The organism is Kitasatospora sp. NPDC086801 (genome assembly GCF_044745805.1).
Classification (GTDB): Bacteria; Actinomycetota; Actinomycetes; order Streptomycetales; family Streptomycetaceae; genus Kitasatospora.
In genome coordinates, this window is sequence record NZ_JBIVAX010000038.1 from 62,544 (window position 1) to 85,468 (window position 22,925).

Annotated in this window: 15 protein-coding genes, 1 pseudogene and 1 riboswitch; of the genes and pseudogenes, 12 read left to right on the plus strand and 4 right to left on the minus strand. The window is 73.3% G+C overall.

What is annotated here, in order from left to right:
- Window positions 1–37 precede the first annotated feature (37 nt).
- Entirely contained in the window at window positions 38–2,707 is a 2,670-nt protein-coding gene (locus ACIPLC_RS29950) for an SUKH-4 family immunity protein (protein WP_400476149.1), read from the plus strand.
- Window positions 2,708–2,973: 266 nt separating this feature from the next.
- Window positions 2,974–4,365, plus strand: a complete 1,392-nt coding sequence (locus ACIPLC_RS29955; protein ID WP_400476150.1) for a hypothetical protein — start codon at window positions 2,974–2,976, stop codon at window positions 4,363–4,365.
- A 15-nt stretch (window positions 4,366–4,380) separates the two neighbouring features.
- Here ACIPLC_RS29955 and ACIPLC_RS29960 read toward each other — a convergent pair whose 3' ends face one another.
- A complete protein-coding gene (locus ACIPLC_RS29960; RefSeq protein ID WP_400476151.1) occupies window positions 4,381–5,100 on the minus strand; it encodes a hypothetical protein in 720 nt (239 codons plus the stop codon).
- 361 nt (window positions 5,101–5,461) lie between these two features.
- Here ACIPLC_RS29960 and ACIPLC_RS29965 point away from each other — a divergent pair, with 361 nt between their 5' ends.
- From ACIPLC_RS29965 to ACIPLC_RS29975, 3 genes are all read left to right on the plus strand, one after another.
- Window positions 5,462–5,722, plus strand: coding sequence for a hypothetical protein (locus ACIPLC_RS29965; RefSeq protein WP_400476152.1), 261 nt, complete (start codon window positions 5,462–5,464; stop codon window positions 5,720–5,722).
- 593 nt (window positions 5,723–6,315) lie between these two features.
- A complete protein-coding gene (mfd, locus tag ACIPLC_RS29970) occupies window positions 6,316–9,969 on the plus strand; it encodes a transcription-repair coupling factor (protein WP_400476153.1) in 3,654 nt (1,217 codons plus the stop codon).
- Between the two features lie 71 nt (window positions 9,970–10,040).
- Entirely contained in the window at window positions 10,041–11,069 is a 1,029-nt protein-coding gene (locus ACIPLC_RS29975; protein WP_400476154.1) for a MazG family protein, read from the plus strand.
- 17 nt (window positions 11,070–11,086) lie between these two features.
- On the opposite strand, the gene ACIPLC_RS29980 is transcribed toward ACIPLC_RS29975, so the two are convergent.
- Entirely contained in the window at window positions 11,087–11,512 is a 426-nt protein-coding gene (locus tag ACIPLC_RS29980; RefSeq protein ID WP_400476155.1) for an SDR family NAD(P)-dependent oxidoreductase, read from the minus strand.
- A gap of 275 nt (window positions 11,513–11,787) precedes the next feature.
- Here ACIPLC_RS29980 and ACIPLC_RS29985 point away from each other — a divergent pair, with 275 nt between their 5' ends.
- The 7 genes from ACIPLC_RS29985 to ACIPLC_RS30015 all read left to right on the plus strand — a co-directional run bounded on the left by ACIPLC_RS29985 (window position 11,788) and on the right by ACIPLC_RS30015 (window position 20,010).
- Entirely contained in the window at window positions 11,788–13,083 is a 1,296-nt protein-coding gene (locus ACIPLC_RS29985) for a cytochrome P450 (protein WP_400476156.1), read from the plus strand.
- A 210-nt stretch (window positions 13,084–13,293) separates the two neighbouring features.
- Window positions 13,294–13,461, plus strand: a riboswitch (cyclic di-AMP (ydaO/yuaA leader).
- A gap of 5 nt (window positions 13,462–13,466) precedes the next feature.
- A complete protein-coding gene (locus tag ACIPLC_RS29990) occupies window positions 13,467–14,378 on the plus strand; it encodes a transglycosylase family protein (protein WP_400476157.1) in 912 nt (303 codons plus the stop codon).
- A gap of 267 nt (window positions 14,379–14,645) precedes the next feature.
- The gene (gene eno / locus ACIPLC_RS29995; RefSeq protein ID WP_363588371.1) at window positions 14,646–15,932 is read left to right on the plus strand and encodes a phosphopyruvate hydratase; all 1,287 of its coding nucleotides are present in this window, start codon (window positions 14,646–14,648) and stop codon (window positions 15,930–15,932) included.
- Between the two features lie 206 nt (window positions 15,933–16,138).
- Entirely contained in the window at window positions 16,139–16,636 is a 498-nt protein-coding gene (locus ACIPLC_RS30000) for a septum formation initiator family protein (RefSeq protein WP_400476158.1), read from the plus strand.
- Entirely contained in the window at window positions 16,608–17,276 is a 669-nt protein-coding gene (locus ACIPLC_RS30005) for a DUF501 domain-containing protein (RefSeq protein WP_400476163.1), read from the plus strand. The genes ACIPLC_RS30000 and ACIPLC_RS30005 overlap by 29 nt, the downstream gene beginning before the upstream one ends.
- Window positions 17,277–17,278: 2 nt before the next feature.
- Window positions 17,279–18,214: an exopolyphosphatase gene (locus ACIPLC_RS30010; protein ID WP_400476164.1), complete on the plus strand. Its 936-nt coding sequence runs from the start codon at window positions 17,279–17,281 to the stop codon at window positions 18,212–18,214.
- 428 nt (window positions 18,215–18,642) lie between these two features.
- A complete protein-coding gene (locus ACIPLC_RS30015) occupies window positions 18,643–20,010 on the plus strand; it encodes an NAD(P)/FAD-dependent oxidoreductase (protein WP_063348030.1) in 1,368 nt (455 codons plus the stop codon).
- Window positions 20,011–20,212: 202 nt separating this feature from the next.
- Here the strand turns inward: ACIPLC_RS30015 and ACIPLC_RS30020 are convergent, their stop codons facing one another.
- A complete protein-coding gene (locus ACIPLC_RS30020; protein ID WP_400476159.1) occupies window positions 20,213–22,771 on the minus strand; it encodes an ABC transporter permease in 2,559 nt (852 codons plus the stop codon).
- Between the two features lie 63 nt (window positions 22,772–22,834).
- Window positions 22,835–22,925: pseudogene (locus ACIPLC_RS30025) on the minus strand (ABC transporter ATP-binding protein); the annotation flags it as partial.

Consider the following 22,925-nt stretch of genomic DNA (forward strand, 5'->3'; position numbering starts at 1 on the left):
CGGGGACGACGAGGATGGGGACAGGGGTGAACCGGGCGTGGTGACGTACGCGCAGGCGCAGGAGCTCGCCGAGGAGTGGATCAACGACGGGGTGCCGCAGCCGCAGCAGCGCGAGGTGCGGGTCCGGGAGTTCGACCTGGGCTTCGTCTGCTGGGCGGTGGCCCCCGGGGACGGGACACCGGGGCCGTCGGGCGCGGGGGACGGGTCGGCCGGTGAGGCGCGACTGGTGATCGCCCGGGACTCCGGCGCGACCACGCTCTGGCCCGCGCTGCCCGTCAACGAGGTGGTCCGGCAGTACGAGGAGGCGTACGGGCGGCCGGTCGCGGCCAACCCGGCGGGGGCGGCGAAGCCCGCGCCCGGGCCGGTCGAGGCGACGTCCTTCCTGCTCAGCCCGCCGCAGTGGCTGCAGGAGGCGGGGGCCGCGGCGATCGCGGCGGAGGCGGAGCGGCTGGGCGCCCCGGGCGCCCCGGGGGCTCCGGCTGCCGCTGCTCCGGTTGCTCCGGTTGCTTCCGCTGCTCCGGTGACCGAGTCGCCCGTGCCGGTCGCGCCAGCCGTCCTGGCCGCGCCGCCGGTCTCCGACCGGCCCGCCGGGGACGCGCCGACCATGCTCGCTCCGCCCTCCGGTCCTGCCGGTCCTGCCGGTCCTGCCGTTCCGTCGCAGGGTCCGGCTCCCGTGCCGGTGCCGCCAGCCGGGGCCGAGGCGGCCACCGTTCTGATGCCCGAGGGCCTGCGGACCACCGGCTCCGACGTGCCCGACGCGCCCGCGCCGGCCGGGGCCGAGGCCGCGACCATGCTGATGCCGCCGGAGGGCGGCTACGGCATGCCGCCGGTCCCGCCGCGCGCCGCCCGGGCCCAGGCGCCCGTGCCCGCCGCCCCGCAGCCGCCCGCAGCCGTCCAGCCGCCCGCAGCCGTGGAGCCCGCGCCGACGCTGCTCGCGTCGCCGGACGCCATGCCGGGGCTGATGGGCCTGCCGGGTGCGCCGTCCGGGCCGCCCGGCGGGGCGGAGCAGGCGCCGACCGTACTGGCCCCGCCCGCCGCGGCCCCGCAGCCGACCGCGCCCCCCGCTGCGGCCGCGCCGGCGGAGCATGCGCCGACCATGCTCGCCACGCCCGGCGGTCTGCCAGGCCTGGGCGGTCTGCCCGGTGCCCCGGCCCCCGGGGCCCCCGGGGCGCCCGCGGCCCCGGCGCCGGGTGGGGCGCCGCAGGGTGGGCTCGGCCGCAACCCGGGGTCGGCCCCGCCGCCGCCCCCACCGGCCGCGCTGCGCGGTGGCGCGCCCGGTCCGGGTGCCGCGCACGGCGTCGCGCTCGGCCGCAACCCGGGCTCCGCCCCGCCGCCGCCCCCGCCCGCCGAGCTGCGGCACACCCCGGGTTCCGGCGCGCCCGCCGCCGGCCCCGGCGGCCGCGCGGCCGGGTCGACCCCGCCGCCCCCGCCTCCGGCGGGCCTGCGCGGGGCCGTCGCCCCGGCGCCCGCCCCGGTTCCGCAGGCCGCGCCCGCCGCCGGTGTGGCGTACGAGGCGACCCAGCTGGCCGGCGCGATCGACCCGGCGCTGCTGGGCGCCGTACCGGCCGACCCGGGCACCCCGCCGTCCGGCGGCCCCGCCGTCCCGCCGCCGCCCGGCGGTCCGGCGGCCCCCGTCGCGCCCGCGGCCGGGTACGGCTACCCGAACGCGGGCGGCGCGGCCCCGGCCGTCCCGCCGGCGCCCGGCGTGCCGCAGGGCGCTGCCGTTCCGCCGGGGGTGCCGGCGGTCGGCCCCGGCTACTTCGCCGCGCTCAGCTACCGGGGCCCGGACGGCTCCGAGCAGAAGCTGCTGCACCGCAGCGAGCCCGGCACCCCGCACCCGGAGTGGAAGATCCTGCAGGACCTGCGGCGGCTGAACGTGCCGCCGGAGCAGGTGCTGGAGCTCTACACCGAGCTGGAGTCGTGCGACCTGCCGGGCGGCTACTGCAACCGCATGATCGCCGCGTCCTGGCCGAACGTCCGGCTCACCCACACCGCCGCCTACGGCCGCGACCACGCGTCCCGGCAGGCCGGGATGGCCGAGCTGCTCGACCACCTGGACGAGCTCCACCAGCTGGCCTCCGGGGCCCAGCGGGTCCGCCCGTTCCGGGTGCCGCCGCCCGCGCCGGGGACGGTCCAGCCGCTGCCGCCGCTCCCGCCGCAGCAGCTCGCCCAGGAGCTCGGGGCGGCCTTCGGCCAGAACGTGTTCCGCTACGAGCAGCGCGCGGTCTCCCGCCAGGGCGTGCCCGAGCCGGTGTCGCAGTCCCTGATGTGGGCGGGGCTGCCGCGCGACTTCGGCCCGTTCTTCTGGGCGCAGGCGCAGGAGGGCCGGCCGATCCCGACGCTCGCCGAGCTGGCCGCCGAGCGCGGTCTGCCCGCGGCCCCGGACTTCGGCGGCTACCTGGTGCTCGGCAACGACTACGGCCGCCAGCTCTGCGTCCAGTACGGCACCGCGAACGTGGTCGCCGTGGACGTCGACGGAACCGGCCAGCCGCCCCGGTTCGTCAACACGGGTGTACCGGAGTTCGTCCGCGCGATGGCCCTGCTGGGCCGGATGTGGCGACTGCGGTACGGGCTGACGCCGGACCAGGCCGGTCGCTGGACGACCGACTTCCAGGCGCAGCTCGCCGCGATCGACCCGGCGGCCCTGCAGACCGCGGACACGTGGTGGGCCGTGCTGCTGGAGCAGTTCTGGGACGGCCTGCTGTAGCTGGTCGTCATGGATCCTCGCAGGTGAGGAGGGGTCGTTCCGGTGTTCGGAACGACCCCTCCGGCATGCCGTCGTGGCTGTGCCTCGTTGGGGTTTCGCCCCGATCTGCGCAAAATAGGTCAAGAGGATGGGTCTATTCGTCCGGTCCTCGACGTATTCCGGTCCGCCAGGCGTCCGATTTCAGCCCCGGCCGCCGAACCGGTTCCGGATCCGTCCGTTCCGTCCGATCATGGGCTCCGCAGCCCGCGACATGAGGGGAAGAGCCCATGAGCGATGCCGTCCCCGAGTACGGCTTCACCGCTGCCCGGCGCGGTTACGCGCCCGAGCAGGTCGACCGAGCCCTCACCGCCCTCACCGCGCAGCGCGACGAGGCGTGGGAGCGGCTGAGCGTCCTCGGCGCCGGGCTCCGGCAGATGGAGACCCGGCTGGCCGACATCCGTCGGGCCGCCGAGGACGCCCCGGAGCCCGACTACGAGGTGCTCAGCGAACAGGCCGCCGGACTGGCGGTGATGGCCCAGAACGAGGCGAGCGCCGTCCGGGAGAAGGCCGAGCGCTTCGCCGAGGACCTCCGGGACGAGGTCTACGAGGCCGGCCAGGCGCTCGAGCACGCCGCCAAGGAGTACGCCGCCACCACCCGCTCCGAGGCCGACCAGGCCGCCCGGCGCACCGACGAGCGCACCCGTGCCGAGGCCGAGGGCATCCGGGCCGACGCTGACCGGGAGAGCCGCGGCGCCCGGGACGCCGCCACCTCCTACGCCGCCAAGGTGCGGGTGGCCGCCGCCGAGGCCGGCGAGCAGGCCGAGGCCACGCTCGCCGAACTGCGCCGCAAGGCCGACGAGACCTTCGCCCAGGCCCAGACCAAGGCCGACGCCGAGGACGCCCAGGTCTCCGCGACCGCCGAGCGCCGGGTCAAGGAGGCCGAGCAGCACCGGGAGACCGTGCTCGGCCGGATCAAGCAGCTGGAGACCGACGCCCAGGCCAAGGCCGACCAGCTGATCGAACAGGCCCGCCGGGAGGCCGAGCGGATCAACGCGGCGAGTGAGCGCGAGCAGGGCGAGTTCGACGGCCGCCTGGAGACCGTGCAGAAGCACCTGGACCACATCAAGGCCACCCTGGCCTCGCTCACCGGCGCCGCGGTCGGCGCCATCGAGCCGGACCAGCTGGCGGCGGCCACCGCGCCGGTCGAGGACGCGGTCGCCGACGCGGCGCCGGTGGACTCGGAGGCGGACACCGGTGAGATCGCGGTGGCCGACCTGCGGAAGGCCGTCGCACCGGCGGCGCGGGAGAAGTCCGTGGCCGGGCCGCGGATGCCGGTCGTGGGCGGGGTCTCCGGCTCCGGGGGCGCGAGTGGTTCCAGCGCGTCCGGTGCGTCCGCTGGGTCCGGTGTGTCCGCTGGGCCCGTTGGGTCCGGCGCGTCCGGCGCGTCCGGTGCGTCCGCGGGCAAGGCGCCCGCCGGTGCGGTGGCGACCGGTCCGGTCGTGCCGGCCGCGGCGCCGCCGAAGCCGGTCGGACCGCCCCGGTCGGCGGCTGCCGACGAGGACGGCGAAGGCGCCGAGAAGGAGCCGGAGGACGAGACCCGGGTCATCCCGAAGATCGTCATCGTGGACGACGGTGTCGGCTACGCCCCCCCGAACACGGTGAGCTACCGGCGCCGCTGACCATCGCGCCGGCGCCTACGCCGGCGGCTCGCCCGCGATCAGCCGGGTGAGCTTCGCGTCCTGGGCCCTGACCGCCTCCCGCTGGGCGGCCAGGGCCTGCGCGTTGCGGTCGATCAGCTGGCGCTGGTAGCCGGCCAGGACGGCGAACCAGAGGCCGGCCAGGTTGGTCCTCGCGGTGCAGTCGGCGTCGGCCCGGGCGGTGGCCAGCTCGACCCCGGTGATCTCGGGCGTGCCCTGGAACCGCTGCGACAGTTTCCCCGGGGCCGCCGCCTCGAAGCCGGCCGTCGCCATGCAGGCGGACCACTGCCGGGTCGCCGCCACCACCCGGTCGTCCCGGCCGACGGCCTTCAGCGACTCGTCGAACAGCCGGCCGACCAGCTCGGCGCCCGGCCCCTGCGGCGAGCCGAGCCGCTCCATCGCCTGCTGGTCGCAGTCCACCCGGGCGGCGTCGTACGCCTCGCCGGCGTCGGCCGGGGCGGCGGTCGGCCGGGGGAGCGTCCGCTTCGGCGGGTGGAAGCCCAGCGAGGCCGCGGCCTCCGCCCCCAGGTACCCCCAGGCGCCGGCCGGCAGCGCGGTCGCGTCGTCCGGCGGCTGCGCTGGCTGAAGGCCGGCCCCGTCGAATGCGGAGAATCCGGCCCGGTGCATGCGGGAGACGGTCAGCGCATTGCGCGCCTGAATCTCCTTGGCGGCGATCCGGTCATCCGCTCGATAAGCGGAGAAGGGGAGTCCGTTCATTCCGCCCCGGCCGGATTCCGGGGTGGTCGGCGCGACCACCTCGGGCGGGGGCGGACTGGATTCCGTGGAGCCGTGCGAGGGGCCACCTGAACAACCTGCGGATAACACCGACAGGGCGGTCACCAGTGCGAAAGCGGTGCGTCGTCCGACTCGGGCGGGAGGCGGCAATCTTCTGCTCCGATCCTCAGGCGCGGCAAGGGTGTTCGGACCCTAGCGCATTCCCCGTCGAGGCGTTCCAAGGGCGTTCCCGAGGCGTTTCCGGGGCGCCCGCCAGGGCCCGGCTCGGCCGGAAAACGACTGTCGGGTGATGTTCCGCCGTGCAAATCCCTGGAGGCGTAACCGCTACCGATGGAGGGGTTTCATGATTCGCCGCACAAATCCCTGGGCGGACCACCGGAACGGAAAAGGAAAGGCCCGTCGAGCGGGGGCGCTGGTGGTCCTCGCGGCCGCCGCCGCGACGCTGCTTCCGGCGGCCGGGGCGAATGCCGTGGACCGGGTCGACTGCGGAAACCGGAACGATTTCGCGAAGGTGTACGACTACGGCTACGGCGGTCGGCTCTGTTGCGCGAGCGACGGCTGGATGGCCGTCCGGATCTACGACGTCAACCTGTCGCGCCGGTAGTCGCCGCACCGGTGGTGGGCGGGGCCCGGGGAGCGGGAACCCGGGAGGCACGAGTGAGGCCGAGACCCGTGGCGCCCTCCAGGAAAGGGCGCCACGGTTCCCGGCGCTTGGGCGGGCGCCCCCACCCAGGGTCGCCCGGCCTCGCACCTCCGACCCCCATCGGGGGTGCGACAGTGCCGCCACAGCCATCCCCCACGGTTGGGTGCGGCGGGCACATTCACCATGGTGCGCGATCTCCATGGACAGGTAGTGACAGGAGTATGTCCAGTTCGTGGCAGATCGCGGAGCCGAACCTGACCGGGGGCGGGCTGGTTCGTCCACCGGCCGGTCCGGTGTTCTGTCCAGTGGTTCGTCCGCGGTCGGTCCCGGTCCGGTCGCGGGCTTCGCCAGGGGCCGTCCGGGGCCCGTTCACCGCCCCGGGCGGTGGTTCGTTCCCGCCCGGCCCCGCCGGGGCCGTACGCCGCGTGCGCGTCCGTGCCGCGGCGTAGGCTGGAGACCCCCGGCCGCTCGGCGTGCCGGGCCGTTCGCGTTGCCCCGGCAGGCCTCCGCCGCCCGGAGGCAGCACCAGCCACGGGACGAAGAAGAGACCCCAGATGAGTCTGACCGGACTGCTCGATGTCGTCGCGCGGGACTCGGCGCTCGCCGAGGCCATCGAGGCGGCGACCGCCACCGGAGCCGCGGCCGGCGGCCGCCGCCACCTGGACCTGGTCGGACCGCCCGCCGCCCGGCCGTTCGCCATCGCCGCGCTCGCCCGCGCGCTGGCCGGCCAGGCCGCCGGCGAGCGCGGCCGTCCGGTGCTCGCCGTCACCGCGACCGGCCGGGAGGCCGAGGACCTCGCCGCCTCGCTGCGCTCGCTGCTGCCGCCGGACGCCGTCGCCGAGTACCCGGCCTGGGAGACCCTGCCGCACGAGCGGCTGTCGCCCCGCTCGGACACCGTCGGGCGCCGGCTGGCCGTGCTGCGCCGGATCGTGCACCCGCGGGCGGACGACCCGGCGGCCGGCCCGGTGCAGGTGATCGTCGCGCCGGTCCGCTCGGTGCTCCAGCCGCAAGTCAAGGGGCTGGCCGAGCTGGAGCCGGTGGCCGTCCAGCGCGGCGAGTCGCACGACCTGGAGGAGGTCGCCCGGCGGCTCTCCGCCGCCGCCTACGCGCGCGTCGAACTGGTCGAGAAGCGCGGTGAGTTCGCCGTCCGCGGCGGCATCCTGGACGTCTTCCCGCCGACCGAGGAGCACCCGCTGCGGGTGGAGTTCTGGGGCGACGAGGTCGAGGAGGTCCGCTACTTCAAGGTCGCCGACCAGCGCTCGCTGGAGATCGCCGAGCACGGCCTGTGGGCGCCGCCCTGCCGGGAGCTGCTGCTCACCGACGAGGTGCGGGCGCGGGCCGCCGGGCTGGCCGCCGAGCACCCCGGGCTGGCCGAGATCCTGGACAAGATCGCCGAGGGCATCGCGGTCGAGGGCATGGAGTCGCTGGCGCCCGTCCTGGTGGACGACATGGAACTGCTGATGGACGTGCTGCCGCTCGGCTCGGTCGCCGTGGTCTGCGACCCCGAGCGGGTCCGCACCCGGGCCGCCGACCTGGTGGCGACCAGCCAGGAGTTCCTGCACGCCTCCTGGGTGGCGGCCGCGGCCGGCGGGGACCGGCCGATCGACCTGGAGACCATCGACGTCTCCGCCGCCTCGCTGCGCTCGCTCGCCGAGGTGCGCGAGCACGCCGCCGAGATCGGCCTGCCCTGGTGGTCGGTCAGCCCGTTCGCGACCAGCGAGTCCACGGTGGACGGGGTGCTTGCCCGCGGCGGAGCCGCTGATTGGCACGGCGACGCCAACACGCTCACCCTCGGCATGCACGCCGTCGAGGCCTACCGGGGCGACACCGCCCGGGCGATCGCCGACGCCAAGGAGCGGCTGGCCGCCGACTGGCGGGTCGTCATGGTGACGGAGGGCCACGGGCCCGCCTCCCGGCTCGCCGAGGTGCTCGGCAACGAGGGCATCCCGGCCCGGCTGGTCGCCGACCTCGCCGAGGCGCCCACCCGGGACGTCGTCTACGTCTCCTGCGGCTCGATCGAGCACGGCTTCGTCGACGAGGCCCTGAAGCTCACCGTCATCACCGAGACCGACCTGTCCGGCCAGAGGTCCTCCACCAAGGACATGCGCCGGATGCCGTCCCGGCGCCGCAACGCGATCGACCCGCTGGCCCTGGCCGCCGGCGACTACGTCGTCCACGAGGCGCACGGGGTCGGCCGGTACGTCGAGATGGTGCAGCGCACCGTCCAGGGCGCCACCCGCGAGTACCTGGTGCTGGAGTACGCCCCGGCCAAGCGCGGCCACCCCGGCGACCGGCTGTTCGTGCCGACCGACCAGCTCGACCAGGTCACCAAGTACGTCGGCGGCGAGGCCCCGACGCTGCACCGGCTCGGCGGCGCGGACTGGGCGAAGACCAAGCAGCGGGCCAAGAAGGCGGTCAAGGAGATCGCCGCCGACCTGATCAAGCTGTACTCGGCCCGGATGGCCGCCCCCGGCCACACCTTCGGCCCGGACACCCCCTGGCAGCGCGAGCTGGAGGACGCCTTCCCGTACGCGGAGACGCCGGACCAGCTGACCACCATCGCCGAGGTCAAGTCCGACATGGAGAAGTCCGTCCCGATGGACCGGCTGATCTGCGGCGACGTCGGCTACGGCAAGACCGAGATCGCGGTGCGCGCCGCGTTCAAGGCGGTGCAGGACGGCAAGCAGGTGGCGGTGCTGGTGCCGACCACGCTGCTGGTGCAGCAGCACTTCTCCACCTTCGCCGAGCGGTACGCCAACTTCCCGGTGTCGGTGAAGGCACTCTCCCGGTTCCAGACCGACAGCGAGGCCAAGGCCGTGCTGGAGGGCCTGTTCGAGGGCTCGGTGGACGTCGTCATCGGCACCCACCGGCTGTTCTCCGCCGAGACCAGGTTCAAGGACCTCGGCCTGGTCATCGTCGACGAGGAGCAGCGCTTCGGCGTCGAGCACAAGGAGCAGCTGAAGAAGCTGCGCGCCAACGTCGACGTGCTCACCATGTCCGCGACGCCGATCCCGCGCACCCTGGAGATGGCCGTCACCGGCATCCGCGAGATGTCCACCATCACCACCCCGCCGGAGGAGCGGCACCCGGTGCTGACCTTCGTCGGCCCCTACGACGAGAAGCAGATCTCGGCCGCGATCCGGCGTGAACTCCTGCGCGAGGGCCAGGTGTTCTACATCCACAACCGGGTGGAGTCGATCGACAGGGCGGCCGCCCGGCTCAAGGACCTCGTCCCCGAGGCGCGGATCGCCACCGCGCACGGGCAGATGGGGGAGACCCAGCTGGAGAAGGTCGTCGTCGACTTCTGGGAGAAGGAGTTCGACGTCCTGGTGTCGACCACGATCGTGGAGTCCGGCATCGACATCTCCAACGCCAACACCCTGATCGTCGAGCGCGGCGACACCTTCGGCCTCTCCCAGCTGCACCAGCTGCGCGGCCGGGTCGGCCGCGGCCGCGAGCGCGGCTACGCGTACATGCTGTACCCGCCGGAGAAGCCGCTCACCGAGACCGCGCACGAGCGCCTCGCCACCATCGCCCAGCACACCGAGATGGGCGCCGGCATGTACGTGGCGATGAAGGACCTGGAGATCCGCGGCGCGGGCAACCTGCTCGGCGGCGAGCAGTCCGGGCACATCGCGGGCGTCGGCTTCGACCTCTACATGCGGATGGTCGGCGAGGCGGTGGCCGAGTTCCGCGAGTCGCTGGCGAACGGCGGCGAGCCGGAGGAGGAGCCGCTGGAGGTGAAGATCGAGCTGCCGGTCGACGCGCACGTGCCGCACGACTACGCGCCCGGCGAGCGGCTGCGGCTGCAGGCGTACCGCTCGATCGCGGCGGTCAACTCGGAGGCGGACATCCAGCAGGTCCGGGACGAACTCGCCGACCGCTACGGCAAGCTGCCCGAGCCGGTGGAGAACCTGCTGCTGGTCGCGGCGCTGCGGCTGTACGCCCGGCGGTGCGGCATCTCGGACATCACCCTGCAGGGGGCCAACGTCCGGTTCGGGCCGGTGGAGCTGCGGGAGTCCCAGCAGCTGCGGCTGAACCGGCTCTACCCGCGCAGCCAGGTCAAGGCGGCCGCCCAGCAGCTGCTGGTGCCGCGGCCGAGCACCGGGCGGATCGGCGGCAAGCCGCTGGTCGGGCGGGAGCTGCTGGGCTGGTGCAGCGAGTTCCTGTCGGCGATGTTCGACGACCTGGCGGGGTCGAAGAAGTAGGACCCCGGCGGGAGGGGCGGGTCCCGTCGGGCCCGTCCCCGCCCCGGGCGGGCGGCGGGTAGGTTCGGGGTGTGACGACGAATGTTCCGGACGCGAAGCTGATCCTGCTGACGACCACCCACCGGGTGGCCCCCGGGTTGCTGGCGTGGCCGGCGTGGGAGGCGCTGCGGTCGGCGGGGCGGGTGCTGGCGGGGGACGCGGGGCATCCGCAGGTGGCGGCGGTGCGGCAGGCCGGGGTGGAGGTCGAGGTCGTGGCGGCGGGATCGGCACCGGCGCTGGCGCGGCTGCTGACCGGGCAGCCGGGCGGGGCTGGGCCGACGGTGTGGCTGGGCAGCCCGGACGGGGATCCGGGGCTGACGGACGCGCTGGCGCGGCTGGCGGTGGAGCACGCCGGTGAGGTGCCGGAGATCGAGGTGCTGCCGGGGTCGTACGACCTGCCGGGGGCGCGGCTGCTGGACCTGGTGTCGGTGATGGACCGGCTGCGCTCGCCGGGCGGTTGCCCGTGGGACGCCGAGCAGACGCACGAGAGCCTGGTGAAGTACCTGGTCGAGGAGGCGTACGAGCTGGTCGAGGCGATCGAGGAGGGTGACCGGGAGACGCTGCGCGAGGAGTTGGGCGACGTGCTGCTCCAGGTGTTCTTCCACTCCCGGATCGCCGAGGAGCACCCGGCGGAGGCGTTCTCGATCGACGACGTGGCCGGTGACATCGTCGAGAAGCTGATGTACCGGCACCCGCACGTGTTCGGGGACGTCGAGGCGGAGGGTGCCGCCGAGGTGGAGGCGAACTGGGAGCAGCTGAAGGCGGCCGAGAAGGCGGATCGGGAGTCGGTGCTGGACGGCGTGCCGGCCGGGCTGCCGTCGCTGGCGTACGCGGCGAAGCTGGTGTCGCGGGTGCGCCGGGCGGGCTTCGCGGGCGTGCCGGACGAGCCGTACGCGCTGCCGGCGGGGCTGACGGCGCAGTCGGCGGGCCGGCTGCTGCTGGCGGTGGCGCAGCGGGCGCACGACGCCGGGGTGGACGTGGACGCGGCGCTGCGCTCGGCCGCGCGCGGCTACCGGGACGCGGTGCGCGCGGCCGAGGGCCTCGGGCCGGTCGGCGAGTAGCGGGCCCGGGCAGGGCCTCAGGCGGCCGTGGCGGTGTTCTCGACCGGGCGGCGCTGCGGGGGGACGACTTCGCCGATGGCCTCGCCCACGAGGGCGAGGAGTTCGGCGAGACGTTCGAGGTCGAGACGGTCGGGCAGTTCGGCGAGGGAGACGATGCGTTCGCCGTCGGGGCCGGCGACGCAGAACAGGTCGATGGGGCCGAGGTGCTTCTCGGCGGTGTCGACGAGGGCGGCGACGTCGCTGGGGCGGCGGATGTCGCCGCCGACGCCGACGACGGGGCAGCCCGGCCGGTCGAGTTCGGTGGCGAGGTCCTCGGCGACGCCGGCCCGTTGGTCGGCGATCAGGACTCCGGCGGCGCCGGCGGCGGTGAACCGGCGGGCGAGCTCGGCTCCCGATCCGCCGTCGAGTACCGCGATGACGACGACTGCCCCGCTGACCCGCATGGTCTGCTCCTCCCTGTGGGCGACACCGCACCGGCGCCCACGATTTCTGCGGAGGATCGTAGGCAGGTCCTGACCCTCCGCAACAGGGATTACCCCTCAGGTGACCAGGGTCACGCCCGCCACCCGGCCAAGAGCTGTCCAAGAGCTGTCCACGGACCGTCCACGGGGCGTCCACGGAGCGTTGGCGGGCCGTCCGCCGGGTGGTGACGATCCGGTCCCGCCGGTCGCGGCCGTCGGGGGCGGTGCGGCCCCGACCCACCGGATACGGTCGACGCATGCCAGTGCAGCCCGATCCCGCCGCCCCGCAGCTCTTCACCTGGGAGTTCGCCACCGATCCGTACCCCGCCTACGCCTGGTTGCGCGAGCACGCCCCGGTGCACCGCACGACGCTGCCGAGCGGGGTGGAGGCCTGGCTGGTGACCCGCTACGCGGACGCGCGGCAGGCGCTGGCGGACGGCAGGCTGTCGAAGAATCCGGCGCACCACAGCGAGCAGGCGCACCGCACCGGGCGGGTGGGGATTCCGGGGGAGCGCCAGGCGGACTTGATGACGCATCTGCTGAACATCGACCCGCCGGACCACACCCGGCTGCGCCGGCTGGTGTCGAAGGCGTTCACACCGCGCCGGGTGGCGGAGTTCGAGCCGAGGGTGCAGCAGCTCACGGACCGGCTGATCGACGGCTTCGCGCAGCGCGGTTCGGCGGACCTGATCCACGAGTTCGCGTTCCCGCTCCCCATCTACGCGATCTGCGACCTGCTGGGCGTGCCGGCCGAGGACCAGGACGACTTCCGGGACTGGGCCGGGATGATGATCCGGCACGGCGGCGGCCAACGCGGCGGTGTGGGGCGGGCGGTGAAGCGGATGCGGGCGTACCTGCTGGAGCTGATCCACCGCAAGCGGGCGGATCCGGGCGAGGACCTGATCTCGGGCCTGATCCGGGCGAGCGACCACGGCGAGCACCTCAACGAGAACGAGGCCGCCGCGATGGCGTTCATCCTCCTGTTCGCGGGGTTCGAGACGACCGTCAACCTGATCGGCAACGGCACGTACGCGCTGCTGCGCAACCCGGAGCAGCGCGGGCTGTTGCAGGAGTCGGTGGCGCGCGGCGAGACGGCGCTGCTGGAGACCGGGATCGAGGAACTCCTGCGCTACGACGGGCCGGTGGAGCTGGCGACGTGGCGTTTCGCGACGCGGCCGCTGTCGATCGGCGGGGTGGACATCCCGGTGGGTGATCCGGTGCTGGTGGTGCTGGCCGCGGCGGATCGCGATCCGGCCAGGTTCGCGGACGAGAACACCCTGGACCTGGCCCGGACGGACAATCCGCACCTGGGTTTCGGCCACGGGATCCACTACTGCATCGGCGCTCCGCTGGCCCGCCTGGAGGGGCGGAGTGCACTGGCCACGCTGCTTTCCCGGCTGCCGGATCTGCGGCTCGCGGAAAGTCCGGAGAATCTGCGGTGGCGGGGTGGCCTGATCATGCGTGGGCTGCGGGAACTCCCGGTCGAATTCAGTCCCGAGAGCCGGTCCCCGCACGCACCTCCGGTCGCGCCGGTCGACGCTCCGACACGCTGACTGGACGTCTCCGATCACCCGTGGAGGAGAGTCTGAACCAGCATCAATCCGGACATACCGCCGCCGTTGGTAGGCGATTGACCACGCGCCGTAATTTGTGTGTGATATCGGCGATATGAGCTTGTGATTGGTCTGAGGATCTGTCTACTCTCCCTGGAGTTCGCAGCTGCGGACCTCGTGCGCGGAACGCCGAATCCTGCCCGCCGCGTCACGGGAAACCGACCAGACCCTGGGCAGGGGCGGGGGAACCAGGTTTGTTGCCGTTCCCCGACGGCTTGGGGTGAAGCCGCCCGAGCGGAATCGTTTCCGCTTTCGGCGGCCGGGCCACCTCCCGGTCCGAACCCGACAGCTCACCTCGCAGGCGTGCGGAGAGGGACCTCTTCATGCTGTTCGTTGGAACTGGCCGTCACCGTCGTCGCACCCAGGCCGAGAAGGCCATCGCCGTCGCCGGTGTGGCCGGCGTCGGACTCGCGATGCCGCTCCTCACCGCCACCGGCGCCTCCGCCGCCCCCGCCTCCACCTGGGACGCCGTCGCCCAGTGCGAGAGCGGCGGCAACTGGAGCATCAACACCGGCAACGGCTTCTCCGGCGGCCTGCAGTTCACCCCCAGCACCTGGAAGGCGTACGGCGGCACCTCCTACGCCGCGCAGGCCAACCAGGCCAGCAAGGCGCAGCAGATCTCGGTCGCCGAGAAGGTGCTGGCCGCGCAGGGCCCCGGCGCCTGGCCGGTCTGCTCGCAGAAGGCCGGTCTGAGCAAGGGCGGCGCCCCGGCCTCCGTGGACACCTCCTCGGACGCCAAGCCCGCCAAGCAGCCCGCCGCCAAGCCGACCCAGCAGGCGCAGGCCCCGAAGCCCGCCCAGCAGCCGGTGCGGCAGGCCGCCCCGAAGCCGGCCGCCCAGCCGCAGGCCCAGCAGGCCCCGCAGCAGACGCAGCCGCAGGGCTTCTCCGGCAAGGCCGGCTGGGACGCCGACACGAAGGTGTACTGGTACCAGAGCAACGGCGCCTGGTACTGGACCAGCCACCAGAACGTCTACCAGCAGTACGCGGGCCAGGCCGCCGCCCAGCCGCAGTCCGCGCCCCGCGCCGCGCAGCCCGCGCAGTCCGCCCCGGTCGCGCAGCCCGCCGCCGCGCAGGGCGGTCACGACTACACCGTCCGGGCCGGCGACACGCTGTCGACCATCGCCACCGCCCAGGGCGTTTCCGGCGGCTGGCAGTCGGTGTACGACGGCAACCGCGGCACCGTCGGCGGCAACCCCGACCTGATCATGCCCGGCCAGGTGCTGCACCTCGGCTGAGCGGCCCGGGCCCTGAACGGCCCGGGCCCGGCGGGCGAAGGGGGACGGGACCCGTCCCCCTTCGCCCGCATTCCCCCGTATTCGCCCGCTTCGATCGGGCAAGCAGGTGAACTACCGGTGGGTAGCCGGGCCACACGCTGAGACGGGGCCGAGGCCAGCGCGGCCCCGGGGGCCGGGGCGGTTAGGCTCTGGTCGTAACGACTCCGCAATCGTCCCGCCGGCAGCACCCAACGTCAGCCGGACCCTGCTTCCGCAAGGAGATGCCTCGTGCCGTCCATCGATGTCGTCGTAGCCCGTGAGATCCTCGACTCGCGTGGCAACCCCACGGTCGAGGTCGAGGTCGGCCTCGACGACGGCAGCACCGGCCGTGCCGCTGTCCCGTCGGGTGCCTCCACCGGCGCCTTCGAGGCGCTCGAACTGCGCGACGGTGACAAGAACCGCTACTTCGGCAAGGGCGTGGAGAAGGCCGTCCTGGCCGTCATCGAGCAGATCGGCCCGGAGCTGGTCGGCTACGACGCCACCGAGCAGCGCCTGATCGACCAGGCCATGCTCGACCTGGACGCCACCCCGGACAAGTCCTCGCTCGGCGCCAACGCGATCCTGGGCGTCTCGCTGGCCGTGGCGCACGCCGCCTCCGAGGCCAGCGACCTGCCGCTGTTCCGCTACCTGGGCGGCCCGAACGCGCACGTGCTGCCCGTTCCGATGATGAACATCCTCAACGGCGGTTCGCACGCGGACTCCAACGTCGACATCCAGGAGTTCATGATCGCCCCGATCGGCGCGGAGTCCTTCTCCGAGGCCGTCCGCTGGGGCGTCGAGGTCTACCACACCCTCAAGGGCGTGCTGAAGGAGCGCGGCCTGTCCACCGGCCTCGGCGACGAGGGCGGCTTCGCGCCGAACCTGGACAGCAACCGCGAGGCCCTGGACCTCATCACCGAGGCCATCCAGAAGGCCGGCTACGTGCCCGGCCGTGACATCGCGCTCGCCCTGGACGTCGCCGCGTCCGAGTTCTACGAGGACGGCGCCTACCAGTTCGAGGGCAAGGCCATCTCCGCCGCCGAGCTCATCGAGTACTACGCCGAGCTGGTCGACGCCTACCCGCTGGTCTCCATCGAGGACCCGCTGGACGAGTCGGACTGGGACGGCTGGAAGGCCATGACCGTCAAGCTGGGCGACAAGGTCCAGCTGGTCGGCGACGACCTGTTCGTCACCAACCCGGCCCGCCTGGCCAGGGGCATCGAGACCGGCACCGCCAACGCGCTGCTGGTGAAGGTGAACCAGATCGGCTCGCTGACCGAGACCCTGGACGCCGTCGAGCTGGCCCAGCGCAACGGCTACCGCTGCATGATGTCGCACCGCTCCGGCGAGACCGAGGACGTCACCATCGCCGACCTGGCCGTCGCCACCAACTGCGGCCAGATCAAGACCGGTGCCCCGGCCCGCTCCGAGCGCGTCGCCAAGTACAACCAGCTGCTGCGCATCGAGGAGATCCTCGACGACGCCGCCGAGTACGCCGGCCGCGGCGCCTTCCCGCGCTTCCGCTCCGCGGAATAGCAAGCACAGCCGCTCCGCGGAATAGCGCGCACAGCCGCTCCGCGGAGCAGCAGGCTCAGCCGCTCCTCGGAGCGGCGAGCACGGTCGCTCCGCCGACCGATGAGCACGCCTGACCGGTGCCCCGCCGTTCACCCCGTAGGGTGGACGGCGGGGCACCGTCGCGACCAGGAGGGGAACGGGAGATGGCAGGCTGGAGGATCCCGGGCTTGGCGGCCCGGCCTCGCTTCACGAGCCGGGCGACCGTCCTCGTCCTGGTGCTCTGCTCGCTGGTGGCGATCCTCGCCTACCCGACGCGGCAGTTCATCTCCCAGCGCGCCGAGATCTCCGCCCAGCAGGCGAAGGCCGACCGTTCCCGCCAGCAGGTCGAACAGCTGCGCCGGGAGAAGGCCCGCTGGCAGGACCCCGAGTACGTCAAGGCGCAGGCCCGCGCCCGGCTGCACTACGCGATGCCGGGGGAGACCCCGTACATCGCGGTGGATCCGGCCGGCCCGGCCGCCGCCCGGCCCTCGGCGTCCGCCGCCGGCACCGCCGCCTCCGGCGGCGCGGCCACCGGCTCGGCGAGGGCCGCGGCCAAGCCCTGGTACGCCAGCATCTGGGACTCGGTCGACGCCGCCGACACCGCCGACGCCGCCGCCCCGGCCCCCGCCTCCCCCCGTCCGCTCCCCCCGTCCCCCGCTGGAGACACCTCCCCCCATGACCACTGAGAACCACCCCGCCGTCTCCGACGCCGACGTCGCCGCCATCGCCGCCCAGCTCGGCCGGGTGCCGCGCGGCCTGCGCGGCGTGGCGCACCGCTGCCCCTGCGGCAACCCGGACGTCGTGGAGACGGCCCCCCGACTGCCGGACGGCACGCCGTTCCCGACGCTGTACTACCTGACTTGCCCCAAGGCCGCCTCGCTGATCGGCACCCTGGAGGCGGACGGCGTGATGAAGGAGCAGACCGCCCGGCTCGCCGAGGATCCGGAGCTGGCCGCCGCCTACCAGAAGGCGCACGAGGACTACATCGCCCGGCGCGACGCCATCGAGGTGCTGGAGGGCTTCCCGAGCGCCGGCGGCATGCCGGACCGGGTGAAGTGCCTGCACGTGCTGGTCGGCCACTCACTGGCGGCCGGCGAGGGCGTCAACCCGCTCGGCGACGAGGCGATCGGCCTGCTGGAGGACTGGTGGGCCAAGGGCCCGTGCGTCTCCCCGGCCGAGGTCGAGGCCGCCGGTGGGCGGGTCGCCCGCAACCGGGCCAAGGACCAGGACCACCAGGCCGTGATCGAGGCCAAGCAGCAGAAGGCCGCCGAGCGCGCCGCGAAGAAGCGGGCCGCCGAGGAGTCCGAGCCCGGGGAGTCCGCGTGAGCATGACCCGGGTGGCCGCGATCGACTGCGGCACCAACTCGATCCGGCTGCTGGTCGCCGATCTGGACCCGACCACCGGGGAGATCGCCGACCTCGACCGCCGCATGATCATCAACCGGCTGGGCCAGGGCGTGGACCAGACCGGCCGGCTGCACCCGGACGCGCTGGCCCGCACCTTCGCGGCCTGCCGCGAGTACCGGGAGGTCATCGCCGGGTTCGGGGTCGGCCCGGAGCGCACCCGCTTCGTCGCCACCAGCGCCTCGCGGGACGCCGAGAACAGCGACGAGTACGTCGAGGGCGTGCGCGCGATCCTGGGCGTCGAGCCCGAGGTGGTGAGCGGCGAGGAGGAGGCGCACCTGTCCTTCGTGGGCGCCACCAAGGAGCTGACCGGTGGCCAGTTCCCGGCGCCGTACCTGGTGTTCGACCTCGGCGGCGGCTCGACCGAGTTCGTGCTGGGCGGTGCGGACGTGCAGGCGGCGCGCTCGGTGGACATCGGCTGCGTCCGGCTCACCGAGCGGCACTTCGGCGGCGCCGAGCTGCCCTCGCCGGAGCAGATCGAGACGGCCCGGGCGCACGTGCGGGCCGAGCTGGACAAGGCCGAGGAGGTCGTCCCGCTGCGCGGCGCGGCCACCCTGGTGGGCCTGGCCGGGACGGTCACCACGGTGTCCGCGATCGCCCAGGACCTGCCGGCCTACGACTCGGCGGCGATCCACCACTCGAGGATCGGCCGGGAGCGGGTCGCCGGGATCGCCCGCGAGCTGCTGGGCGCCACCCACGCGGAGCGCGCGGCCATCCCGTCGATGCACCCGGGCCGGGTGGACGTGATCGCGGCCGGCGCGCTGGAGCTGCTGGAGATCATGGAGCGGACGGGCGCGGCCGAGGTGGTCGTGAGCGAGCACGACATCCTGGACGGCATCGCCTGGAGTATGGCCTCCTGACCTCCTGCGGGCCTTACCCGACCGGCCCCGGCACCCCTTTCGGGGGTCCGGGGCCGGGGCGCGCCCGGACCCCTGCGGGAAAGTTCGTGAATTTCTTCACATGGCGATCCAGTCATTCGTCGCACCCGCTCGCCCGCTACGTCCGAAATGTGGGACCGAAGGTCTGCTCGCCGTGACGACCCCTGGATCGCAGGCCAGGCCTCGGTTGAGGTTTGAAAATCGAAATCACGAGCGGGAACCCGGGCGCTGTACGGATCGTTGCTGCTCAGCCGGGTGATGTTCCGGCGCGCACTCGCGAGGGGTCGCGCGGGGTCGTCGGCCGCCGTGCCGGGGCCGGATTTGCGGCCGCGCAGTGTAGCACGGGGTGTCCAGAAGCTTGTGACCGGGCTCACGAAGGCTACTCCGGACGGTGCTGGATACTTTCGGATATGAGCACCACGGAGCGTCCTCGCATCCTCATTGTCGGCGGTGGTTACGTCGGCCTGTATGCCGCGATGCGCATCCTCAAGAAGATGCGTTACGGCGAAGCGACCGTCACGGTCGTGGACCCGCGGTCGTACATGACGTACCTGCCCTTCCTCCCCGAGGCGGCCGGCGGCAACGTCGCGCCCCGCAACCTCGTCGCGCCGCTGCGCAGCGCCCTCAAGAAGGCGGAGGTGCTCACCGGTGCGGTCACCGGTGTGGACCACGCCCGCAAGGTCGCCACCATCCAGCCCGCGGCCGGCGACAGCTACGAGCTGCCCTTCGAGTACCTGGTCGTCGCGACCGGCTCGGTCTCCCGCACCTTCCCGATCCCGGGGCTGGCGGAGCACGGCATCGGCATGAAGACGGTGGAGGAGGCCATCAGCCTCCGCAACCACGTCATGGCCCAGCTCGACAAGGCCGAGTCCACCGCCGACGAGGAGGTCCGCCGCAAGGCCCTGACCTTCGTCGTCATCGGCGGCGGCTTCGCCGGTGTCGAGACGATCGCCGAGGTCGAGGACATGGCGCGCGACGCCGCCAAGATCTACAAGACCGTCAGCCGTGACGACATGCGCTTCGTCCTGGTGGAGGCGGCCAACCGCATCCTCCCGGAGATGGGCCCGGACCTCGGTCTGTGGACCAAGGAGAAGCTCGAGGAGCGGAAGATCGAGGTCTACATCGAGACCTCGATGGACTCCTGCGTCGACCAGCACGTGGTGCTGAAGAACGGCCTGGAGATGGACGCCTCCACCATCGTGTGGACGGCTGGCGTGAAGCCGAACCCGGTGCTGGCCAACTTCGGCCTGCCGCTGGGCCCGCGCGGCCACGTCGACACCGCGCCGACCCTCCAGGTCCAGGGCTTCGACTACGTCTGGTCCGCCGGCGACAACGCCCAGGTCCCGGACCTCGCCTCCGGCGAGGGCGCCTGGTGCCCGCCGAACGCGCAGCACGCCGTGCGCCAGGCCGCCGTCCTCGGTGACAACGTCATCTCGGGCATGCGGGGCTTCCCGCAGAAGAACTACGAGCACAAGAACCTCGGTGCGGTCGCCGGCCTGGGCCTGCACAAGGGTGTCGCGATCCTCTTCGGCAAGGTCAAGCTGAAGGGCCGTCTGGCCTGGTGGTTCCACCGCGCGTACCACGGCGCCATGGTCCCGACCATGAACCGCAAGGTCCGGGTCTTCACCGACTGGACGCTGGCGATGTTCCTGAAGCGCGAGATGGTCGGCCTCTCCCAGATGGAGCAGCCGCGCCTGCCGATCCAGGAGGTCACGGCGCCCACGAAGCCCGTGGAGGCCGCCAAGCCGGCCGCCGAGAAGGAACTCGCCAGCAAGTAAGCGACTGAGACCCCGGTGTGGGAGCACCGGGGTATGAGTCGGAGGCCCTCCGCCCGGCAGTGTCGCCGGACCACGACCTCCGTGGTGCTCAGCCGGCCGTGCGACCGGGCGGAGTACAGAAGTAGAAGGGCCCCTGCCGAAACCCTCCGGCAGGGGCCCTTTCTCGTGTCGTCCGCCCGTTCGGCGGGCTCGTGAGGGGCTGTCAGTCGGTCTTGATGCTCTCCAGGATGTCCAGCTTGGCCGCCCGGCGGGCGGGCCAGATCGCGGCCACCAGGCCGACCACCCCGGCCAGGGCCAGGAACAGCGCCAGCTGGCCGAACGGCAGGACGGTGGTCAGACCGCTCAGGCTGGACTGCAGGGTGCCGTTGATCGCCCAGGCGATGAAGCAGCCGAGCAGCAGGCCGATGCCGGCACCGAACAGCGAGATCACCACGGACTCCAGGCGGACCATCCGCTTGATGCCCCGGCGGTCCAGGCCGATCGCCCGCAGCATCCCGATCTCGCGCTTGCGCTCGAAGACCGACATCGCCAGCGTGTTGATCACGCCCAGGATCGCGATCAGGACCGCCATCCCCAGCAGGCCGTACATCAGGTTCAGCGCGAAGGTGATGTCCTGGCTGAAGTCGTCCCGGACGTCCTGCTTGGACTTGACCGCGATCACCGGGTTGGCGCCGGTCGCGTCCTTGAGGGACTGCTTGAGCGCGGCGGTGGCGCCGTCCTTGCCCTTGACCAGGACGTCGGCGATGTACGGCTTCGGCTCGTGCTTGGCGACCTCGCTGTTGGCCAGGACGACCTGGCCGAGCATGCCGCCCTTCTCGTACACGCCGCCGACGGTGAGCTGGCCGGTGGACTTGTCCGGGTAGGAGACCGCGATGGTCGAGCCGGCGGTGACGTGGAGCTTCGTGGCGAGCTCCTGGTCCACCAGGACCTTGCCCTGGCCGAGCGCGGCGGTGGCGCCGCTGGCCAGTTTGACCTCGGCGAGCTGGTCGAAGGTGTTCGCGTCCATGCCGGTGACCGACACGTTGGTGCCGTCGAACTTCCAGTAGGCGGTCGTCACCGGGGAGGAGGCGGCCACCCCGGGGGCCTTGGCGATCTCACCGGGCACCTGCTCGGACAGGCCCATCTTGTTGGCGCCCGAGACCATGTAGTCGGCCTTCATCGAGCTGGTGACGGCCTTGTCGAGCACACCGCCGACCGAGGCGCCGATCACGGTGAGACCGCTGACCAGGGTCAGGCCGATGGTGAGCGCGGCGGCGGTGGACGCGGTGCGGCGCGGGTTGCGGACCGCGTTCTGCTGGGCGAGCTTGCCCGGGGTGCCGCCGAGCCCCCGCAGCAGCGGGCCGATCAGCGCGACCACCGGGCGGGAGAGCAGCGGCAGCAGGACGAACACGCCGATCAGGGCCAGCAGGGCACCGATGCCGACCGGGATGCGGCCGCTGCCGTTGCCGGTGGAGGCGCCGAAGCCGATCAGCGCGAGGCCGCCGGCGGTGAGCGCCGAGCCGATCGCGTTGCGGACCAGCAGGCTCTTCTGACTGGTCGGCTGGTCGCCGCTGCTCATCGCCGCCACCGGGGCGATCCGGGCGGCCCGCACGGCCGGCAGCAGGGCCGACAGCACCGTCACCAGGACGCCGACCACCAGGGTCACCGCGATGGTGAGCGGCTTGATCACCAGCGTGCCGTGCGGCATGTTCTCGTTCAGCTGACCCATCAGGGACTGCATGCCGGCGCCGATCCCGACGCCGGCGAGCAGCCCGGCCAGCGCCGCGACGGCGCCGATCGCCAGGGCCTCGATCAGCACCGAGCGGGTGACCTGCCTGCGGCTGGCGCCGATCGCCCGCAGCAGCGCGAGTTCCTTGGTGCGCTGGGCGACCAGCATGGTGAAGGTGTTGGCGATGATGAAGACGCCGACGAAGAGCGAGATCCCGGCGAAGACGAGCAGCATGGTGCGCAGGTTGTCGGTGCCCTTGGCGATCATCGCCTGCTCGTCGGCCTTGAGCTTGGCGCCGGTCTCGACGTCGAACTCCCGGTCGGACGGCACCTTGGGCTCGACCTGGGCGAGCAGCGCGTCCTCGCTGGTGCCGGGCTTGGCGGTGAGCACGATGCTGCTGAAGTGGCCGGGCTCCAGCAGCAGCTGCTGGGCGGTGGCGCGGTCGAACAGGGTGAGGGTGCCGCCGCTGTTCACCACCGGGTCGTCGGTGGTGAAGACGCCGGTGAGCTTCGCCTCGATCACCGGGCCGTTGATGGCGACCCGGACGGTGTCGCCGACCTTGTAACCGGCCTTGTCGGCGGTCTTGCGGTCGAGGGCGATCTCCTTGCCGTTCTTCGGGCCCTGGCCCTCGGCCATCGGGTAACGCGGGTCCTTGCCGTCCTGGCCCGGGGCGAAGTTGGCGCCCCTGGCCGCCCAGAACTGGCCTATCAGGTTGCCGCTCCGGTCGGCGACGCCGGTGAAGCCGCCGACCACGCCGCGGGCAGCGGCGGTGCCCGGCAGGGCGGCCAGCTGCTGGACGGTGGCGTCGGTGAGTGCGGCGTCGCCGTTCTCGCTCTTCGTCCTGGCGCTGGCGCGGGAGCCGGCCGAGTAGTCCACGACCTGGACCGAGACGTCCGAGTAGCTCTTGGAGTTGCTGTCCCGCATGGCCTTGCCGAAGGTGTCGGAGAAGACCATGGTGCCGGCGACGAAGGCGGTGCCGAGCAGCACGGCGAGCATCGTCATGAGGAGTCGGCTCTTGTGGGCCAGCACGTTGCGCAGTGCGGTGCGATACATGGGGTGTCCTGGGTTTCGCGTAGGGGCGGCGGCTGGGCTGGCGGGCCCTGGCTGGTCGTGGCTCTAGCTGGTGCGGCCCTTGGCGTCGAAGCGGCGCATGCGGTCCAGGACGGTGTCGGCGGTGGGGTGGTGGAGTTCGTCGACGATGCGGCCG

Bases quoted from the DNA above. Each gene is read 5' to 3' on its own strand.
- ACIPLC_RS29955 (WP_400476150.1), top strand. From the start codon at position 2,974: ATGAGCGATGCCGTCCCCGAGTACGGCTTCACCGCTGCCCGGCGCGGT.
- mfd (WP_400476153.1), top strand. From the start codon at position 6,316: ATGAGTCTGACCGGACTGCTCGATGTCGTCGCGCGGGACTCGGCGCTC.
- ACIPLC_RS29980 (WP_400476155.1), bottom strand. From the start codon at position 11,512: ATGCGGGTCAGCGGGGCAGTCGTCGTCATCGCGGTACTCGACGGCGGA.
- ACIPLC_RS29960 (WP_400476151.1), bottom strand. From the start codon at position 5,100: ATGAACGGACTCCCCTTCTCCGCTTATCGAGCGGATGACCGGATCGCC.
- ACIPLC_RS30015 (WP_063348030.1), top strand. From the start codon at position 18,643: ATGAGCACCACGGAGCGTCCTCGCATCCTCATTGTCGGCGGTGGTTAC.
- ACIPLC_RS30020 (WP_400476159.1), bottom strand. From the start codon at position 22,771: ATGTATCGCACCGCACTGCGCAACGTGCTGGCCCACAAGAGCCGACTC.
- ACIPLC_RS29990 (WP_400476157.1), top strand. From the start codon at position 13,467: ATGCTGTTCGTTGGAACTGGCCGTCACCGTCGTCGCACCCAGGCCGAG.
- ACIPLC_RS29965 (WP_400476152.1), top strand. From the start codon at position 5,462: ATGATTCGCCGCACAAATCCCTGGGCGGACCACCGGAACGGAAAAGGA.
- ACIPLC_RS30010 (WP_400476164.1), top strand. From the start codon at position 17,279: ATGACCCGGGTGGCCGCGATCGACTGCGGCACCAACTCGATCCGGCTG.
- ACIPLC_RS29985 (WP_400476156.1), top strand. From the start codon at position 11,788: ATGCCAGTGCAGCCCGATCCCGCCGCCCCGCAGCTCTTCACCTGGGAG.